The organism is Streptomyces anatolicus, assembly GCF_019400875.1.
In the GTDB taxonomy this organism is placed as follows: domain Bacteria; phylum Actinomycetota; class Actinomycetes; order Streptomycetales; family Streptomycetaceae; genus Streptomyces; species Streptomyces anatolicus.
Genome location: NZ_WMBF01000732.1, coordinates 1 through 2,159 on the forward strand (window position 1 = coordinate 1; position 2,159 = coordinate 2,159).

Consider the following 2,159-nt stretch of genomic DNA (forward strand, 5'->3'; position numbering starts at 1 on the left):
GCGTGGGGCTCAGGCGGCGTAGGGGCGGGTGGTCTTGCCCTCGCGCAGGGTGTGGCCCCACCAGGCGAGCTGGTCGAGCATCGTCTTCGCGGCGGCGGCCGGGCCCGTGGGGTCGTGCGGCTCACCGGACTCGTCGAAGCAGTTCCACACGCCGTGGAAGCTGACGGTGTCACGCACCGTCACCGCGTGCAGCTCGGCGAAGACCTGCCGCAACTGCTCGACGGCGCGCAGGCCGCCCGCCATCCCGCCGTAGCTGACGAAACCCACCGGCTTGGCGCGCCACTCGGCGTAGTGCCAGTCGATCGCGGTCTTCAGCGTCGCGGGGAAGCTGTGGTTGTACTCCGGCGTGACGATCACGAACGCGTCGGCCGCGTCGAGCCGCGGGGTGATCCCGGAGACCTCGGGCCCGCGCTGCTCGGAGAGCCCGTCCGGCAGGCGCGCCTCGGCCAGGTCGATCACGTCCACGTCCAGGTCGTCGCGCTGGGCGGTCTGAGCGGCGAACCACTCGGCGACGGTGGGCGCGAAGCGGCCCTCGCGGGTGCTGGCGACGATGACGGCGACCTTCAGGCGCTCGTCCCGCCCGGCGCCGCTCTCGGCACGCTCGTTCGTCAGGGTCTGCTGGGTGGTGCTCATGTCTGCCTCCTCGGCTCGGTGACGCGGCTTGTGACACCGACGAAGCTACGAACCCGACCCCGGTCGCCGCCTCTGTCGCACGACCGGGATCGGTACCTGCCCAAGGACTAGGCCCACCGGTGGAGCACACCCCGGTCATCCGACAGAGGCGACGGACGGACCGCCCTTCGTACGGTCGCCCCCATGACGAACACACCCGCAAGCAAGAGCCGCGACAACGCAGTTGACACCCCGCGCTGGGGTCCCGTCCTCGTGATGGCCCTGGCCATGCTGATGGTCACCCTGGAGATGAGCCTGTCGGCGGTCACCTTGCCCTCCATCGGCCAGGAGCTGGATGTCGGCAGTGGAGCGGCGAAGTGGGTGATCCTTGCCTACGCCCTGCCCACCGCGGCGCTCGCGATCCCCGCGGGACGCTGGGTGGACCGCGCGGACACCCGGCTCGTCTTCCTCGCGGCCGTCGCCGCCGTAGGCCTCACCAGCGTGCTCGCCGCGCTCGCGCCGTCCCTCTGGGTGCTCCTGGTCGCCCGCGTCCTCCAGGGCGCGACGGGCGCGATGGTCGTCGCCATCTACATGCCGGTGGTCGCGGCGAGCGTCCCGGCGAGACTGCGCGGCCGGGCACTCGGATACGTCGCCACGATCATGCCGCTCGGTTCGATGGCCGGTTCCTCGCTGGGCGGCTTCGTCGCCGACGCGTACGGCTGGCGGCCGGTGTTCCTCGTCAAGCTCCCGGTGCTGCTCGTCGTGTGGTGGCTCGGCGCGCGGATGCTCCCGCGCGGCCGCGGCGGGCTCCCGGCACCCGACCGGACGCTGCTCACCGACGTCCTGGTCCTCGGCGGCGCGGTCACCGCGCTGCTGCTCGCCTTCGACCGGATCGAGAGCGGCGCTGCGTACGCGGCCGGGGCGCTGGCGGTCGGTGCGGCGGGGCTCGCGGTGGTGTGGACGCGGCTGCGGTCCTCGAAGCCGATCGTCGCCCTGGTGAAGCGGCCCGCGTTCGGACTGCCGCTGCTGTCCTTGCAGTTGACGGGCACGTTCGTCGGGCTCTCGCTCTTCCTGCTGCCGTTCTTCGTCGCCGACGTCCTGCACGCGGGCGCCGAACTGATCGGCCTCGCCATGATCTTCTTCGTCGCGGGGATCGCCGCGGGCTCGCCTCTCAGCGGCCGCCTGACGGACCGCTTCCCACCCCACCTGGTCGCCGGGCTCGGCGGCGCCCTCACCCTCGCCGGGCTCCTTTCGACTCTTTCCCTGGACGGGCGGGCGGGCCTCGCGGACCTGTCCTGGCGGCTCGCGCTCGTCGGGTTCGGGCAGGGCGTGTTCGGCGCCCCCAACAACACGGCGATGCTGGCCGCGACCCCACCGGACATGATCGGCACGGGTGGCGGCGTGGCGGCGACGGTACGGACCCTGGCGTTCACGGTGGGCCCGGCGATCGCGTCCCTCGCGTACGGCCTCGCCGGGGGAGGGGCCCAGGGGTTCCGTACGGGTGTGATCGTCCTCGCCGTGCTGCAGGTGGGCGGGCTGCTGGCGGT

The 2,159-nt window shown here is 72.8% G+C and carries 2 protein-coding genes; one reads left to right on the forward strand and one right to left on the reverse strand.

The annotated features are described in order from the left end of the window. Positions 1–9 precede the first annotated feature (9 nt). A complete protein-coding gene (locus GKQ77_RS31940; protein ID WP_219692605.1) occupies positions 10–633 on the reverse strand; it encodes an NADPH-dependent FMN reductase in 624 nt (207 codons plus the stop codon). Positions 634–816: 183 nt separating this feature from the next. On the opposite strand from GKQ77_RS31940, the gene GKQ77_RS31945 reads away from it, so the two are divergent. Next, positions 817–2,159, forward strand: a 1,343-nt coding sequence (locus tag GKQ77_RS31945) for an MFS transporter (protein WP_219692606.1), incomplete at its 3' end; no start/stop codon positions are given.